The sequence below is a fragment of the Streptomyces sp. 8L genome (assembly GCF_020176795.1).
Classification (GTDB): Bacteria; Actinomycetota; Actinomycetes; order Streptomycetales; family Streptomycetaceae; genus Streptomyces.
This window is the reverse complement of sequence record NZ_JAIUKE010000714.1, coordinates 1-3,977: the sequence shown is the minus strand read 5'-3', so window position 1 is coordinate 3,977 and position 3,977 is coordinate 1. Positions and strand designations below refer to the sequence as shown.

At 72.9% G+C, this 3,977-nt stretch carries 4 protein-coding genes; 1 reads left to right on the top strand and 3 read right to left on the bottom strand.

Features of this window, described 5'->3' with window-relative positions:
* Window positions 1-200: 200 nt before the first annotated feature.
* Entirely contained in the window at window positions 201-431 is a 231-nt protein-coding gene (locus tag LCE31_RS37660; RefSeq protein ID WP_225022618.1) for a DUF4287 domain-containing protein, read from the bottom strand.
* A gap of 149 nt (window positions 432-580) precedes the next feature.
* Here LCE31_RS37660 and LCE31_RS37655 point away from each other — a divergent pair, with 149 nt between their 5' ends.
* Entirely contained in the window at window positions 581-901 is a 321-nt protein-coding gene (locus LCE31_RS37655; RefSeq protein WP_225022616.1) for a hypothetical protein, read from the top strand.
* 88 nt (window positions 902-989) lie between these two features.
* Here the strand turns inward: LCE31_RS37655 and LCE31_RS37650 are convergent, their stop codons facing one another.
* Together LCE31_RS37650 and LCE31_RS37645 are read right to left on the bottom strand one after the other, a co-directional pair.
* Window positions 990-2,084 (bottom strand): hypothetical protein, encoded by a 1,095-nt coding sequence (locus tag LCE31_RS37650; RefSeq protein ID WP_225022620.1) that lies wholly within the window; start codon window positions 2,082-2,084, stop codon window positions 990-992.
* Between the two features lie 396 nt (window positions 2,085-2,480).
* Window positions 2,481-3,701: an acetyl-CoA C-acetyltransferase gene (locus LCE31_RS37645; protein WP_225022614.1), complete on the bottom strand. Its 1,221-nt coding sequence runs from the start codon at window positions 3,699-3,701 to the stop codon at window positions 2,481-2,483.
* Window positions 3,702-3,977 lie beyond the last annotated feature (276 nt).

Sequence of the window (3,977 nt, the reverse complement as noted above, 5' to 3'; positions counted from 1 at the left end):
GTGACGGTCTCCGTGGCGGTCGCGGTGACCGTCGGCGTCACATCGGCCGCGGCCGCCCCAGGCCCTCCGCCGGCGCCGCCGCCCGCGGCGCCGGCGCAGACCGCGGCCCGGGACAGGGCAGCGGCGGCGGGCCGCGGGGCCCCCCCCCCCCCCCCCCCCCTTCCGCGTTCTCCGGCCCCGTGGGGGCGGCGCGCCGCGGGTCACAGCAGACGGCGTGCCGCCCGCCTCAGATCGTGTTCGTGGACGATCGCCTTCGCGTGTCCGTACGAGAGGTCGTGCTCACCCCTCAGCCAGCTGACCTTCTCCTCGGAACGGACAAGGGCCGGACCTTCGTCGAGTTCGCGCAGCCACTCCGAGACTCCTCGGCCGGTGCACTGCGGGATGTGGGAGAGCAGATTGCGATGGGTCTCTTCGGAGAAGACAAGGGACATCGGCGCCTCCGGACGCGTCGCGCGTACTGGTGCAGCGGCGGCTGCCGAAGAAGCAGCCGTTAACGACACCGTGCCTGAGCGTTCGCCCGTTGGCAACAGTCCCGGATGCTTTCCCGCCCTTCGGGGGAGGGCCGCGTAGGGTCGGAGCCGTGCTCGATACGACACCGCTGACGTCACCCGTGGACCGGCTCACCGACCGCCTGCGCGCCGCCCCCCAGAGCAGGCTCAGGGGCCGGCCCGCGGCCGCCGCGCTCGCCCTGGCCAGGGAGCTCTCCGTCCGTGCCCAGCGCCTGGAGAACCCGGACGCGGAGCCCAGGATCATGCCGGACGCCGGGGTCTTCGTGGTCGCCGACCAGCTGGCGGTCGCGGCGGGCGACCTGGTCGAGGCACTGAGAACGGCCCCGTCCCAGCAGGAGCTGGACGAGGCCGTCAGGTCGGTCGCACGAACCGTCGCAGAGGCGAAGCTTTAGTCGGCCGGGGGCGCGCCCGGGGCGAAGCTCCAGGCGGCCGGGGGCGCGCGGTGGACGGCTCGGGAGTCGCTCCTCGCCGCCGCCCGTCTCAGAGCGACGCGATGACGCGGTCCGCGAGGATGTACACATGCTCCTCCGCGGTGTCCTGGCCGTCGGTGCTGCTCGCGCCGCAGGAGAACGTCAGGCTGTACGCGCCGGACACGCCGGACCCGCCGAGCAGGAAGGGCGCACCGCCCTCGCGCAGCGACCGGGCGAGCCGCTCCGCCGTCTCCCGGTGCCCGGGCGTCATGCAGAGCGTGGTGCCGTCGGTGAACATGTAGACGTCGAGCGTGCCCAGCGGCCCCGGCCGTACGTCGGACAGCGCCGTGCGCGCCCCGGCCAGCTTCTCCAGGCGTGCGACCGTCCGCTCGTGATCGGTGACGATCGGCGTCCGGTTCGGCGTGAAGTCCGGGTGCGAGGGGTGCCTGCGGCGGGCCGCGGCCAGCTCGGGCGAGTCCTCGGGGAACTCGCCCGCCGGGTCGCCGGGACCGGCCGGAGCCGCGTCGCCCGCGCCGTCCGCCGGCGCGTCCTGCGCCTCGTGGCCGTCGTGCCCGGCGGCGGACGGGAGGCCCGCGAAGTCGTCGAACGCGTCGGCGACCTGGTCGTAGAGCGCGGGGTCGTACGGGTCCCGCGAGGCGCCCTCGGCGGGATACGGGGCGCCGTGGACGCCGGCGGCGTCCGGTATGCCGGGCAGATCGTGGCCGAAGCTCTCGAACGCCGAGAAGTCGGCCTGGCGCGGCATGAAGAACGCCACGTCCTCGAAGGACGGGTCCACGCCGGGCCCCATGAGGCCGCCGAGCACCGACGAGGTGTCCGCCGCGTCACGGGTCTCCTGGGCCGCCCAGAAGGCGCGTGCCTCGGCCAGCTCGCGCTCGCGCTCATCGGCCAGCGCGTCGGCGACCGCGGCGCGTATCGCCTCAGCGGTGTCGGTGGTGGCGGCGGTGGTGGCCGCGACGGAGACGGGGCCGGCCTCGGCCGCACCCGTCCTGGCCTGCGGCACAGAGGCGCCGGACTCGCCGCCGTTCACCCCGGCGAGGTCGCCGCGCAGGGCGGTGACCTCCCTGCGCAGCCCATGAGCCGCGCACAGCGCGGCCGCGCCCACGGCGGTCGCGGTAGCCGTGGTCAGCAGCAAGGCAAGAGACATGGCGCTCACTTACTACTCCCCAAACTCATCGGATTCCCCCGGCCTTCCTATCTCAGCTTGTCGCGGGTGCGCGGCGGCCGTCAGTGCATTACGTCACGAAATGCGTGGGTCTTTGGACCCATCGACGGCGAAAACGCCGCCGCTGACCTGCACAGAAGAATCTCCCCCCGGAATTGGTCACAATCCGGGGGGAGATTCCATTACGACAGAGGCTCACGCGACGCAGCTGCGGGCCGACCGCCGAGAGCGGGGCTCAGCCTCTCGTGTTCTCGGTCGCGCCGAGCTTGCCTCCGTTACCGCTCAGCTCAGCCGCTCGTGTCCTTGGTCGCGCTGAGCTTCGCGACCGCTGCGGGCAGGTGCCCTTCGTTCCTCAGGACCCCTACCCTCCGCTCCCGCTCAGCTCAGCCGCTCCAGCACCATGGCCATGCCCTGGCCGCCGCCCACGCACATCGTCTCCAGGCCGAACTGCTTGTCGTGGAACTGGAGGCTGTTGATCAGCGTGCCCGTGATGCGTGCGCCCGTCATGCCGAAGGGGTGGCCCACCGCGATGGCGCCGCCGTTCACGTTCAGCTTCTCCAGCGGGATGCCCAGGTCCTGGTAGGAGGGGATGACCTGCGCAGCGAAGGCCTCGTTGATCTCGACCAGGTCGATGTCGTCCACCGTCAGCCCGGCCCGCTTCAGCGCCTGCCGGGACGCCTCGACAGGACCGAGCCCCATGATCTCGGGCGACAGGCCGGTCACGCCGGTGGAGACGATGCGCGCGAGCGGGGTGAGGCCCAGCTCGCGCGCCTTCGTGTCGGACATGATCACGAGCGCGGCGGCACCGTCGTTGAGCGGACAGCAGTTGCCCGCCGTGACGCGGCCGTCGGGGCGGAACACCGGCTTCAGGCCCGCCACGCCCTCCAGCGTGACGCCCGCGCGCGGGCCGTCGTCCTTGGCGACGACCGTCCCGTCCGGCAGCGTGACGGGGGTGATCTCGCGCTCCCAGAAGCCGTTCTTGAGGGCTTCCTCCGCGAGGTTCTGCGACCGGACGCCGAACTCGTCCATCTCCTGGCGCGTCACGCCCTTCAGCCGCGCGAGGTTCTCCGCGGTCTGGCCCATGGCGATGTACGGGTCGGGGAACAGTCCGTCCTCGCGCGGGTCGTGCCACTCGGCACCCGTGGACTGCGCGACCTCGGCGGTGCGGGCCTCGGCGCTCGCGAAGAGGGGGTTGTGCGTGTCGGGCATGCCGTCGCTCGTGCCCTTCACGGAGCGCGACACCATCTCGACACCGGCCGAGACGAAGACGTCGCCCTCGCCCGCCCTGATCGCGTGCAGCGCCATCCGCGAGGTCTGGAGGGAGGACGAGCAGTACCGCGTGACCGTGCAGCCGGGAAGGTGGTCCATCCCCATCTGCACCGCGACGATGCGCGCCAGGTTGTGCCCCTGCTCCCCGCCGGGCAGCCCGCAGCCGAGCATGAGGTCGTCGATGTCGTGCGGGTCGAGCGCGGGGATCTTGTCGAGCGCGGTCCTGATGACCGTGGCGGTCAGGTCGTCGGGCCGCAGCTCCTTCAGCGATCCCTTGAAGGCCCGCCCGATGGGGGAGCGGGCGGCTGAGACGATCACGGCTTCTGGCATCGGGCGCTCCTGGGGGCGGGGGTTCTTCGGCTCTCTACCGCGTTCCATCCTAAGCGGTTGCTCAGGCGGATGGGAGGGTAGTCCCCGCGCGCTCGCGCCCCGAAACCGGCGGGAAGCCCGGGCCGGCGTGAGATGGCCCACGCGGGACGGAGGGCGCCGGTGAGGGGAAGCCGGAAGGAGCCGCCCTCGGACGGGTGAGCACGGCGGAGGCGGGCCGTGTGACCTGGCCGTCTTCGCGGTGGGGAGGTGGGACGGCGTCCGCGACCGGGACGGCGG

What these genes read in the sequence shown, in the direction of transcription:
- LCE31_RS37650 (WP_225022620.1), bottom strand. Translation starts at nt 2,084, where the DNA reads ATGTCTCTTGCCTTGCTGCTGACCACGGCTACCGCGACCGCCGTGGGC.
- LCE31_RS37660 (WP_225022618.1), bottom strand. Translation starts at nt 431, where the DNA reads ATGTCCCTTGTCTTCTCCGAAGAGACCCATCGCAATCTGCTCTCCCAC.
- LCE31_RS37645 (WP_225022614.1), bottom strand. Translation starts at nt 3,701, where the DNA reads ATGCCAGAAGCCGTGATCGTCTCAGCCGCCCGCTCCCCCATCGGGCGG.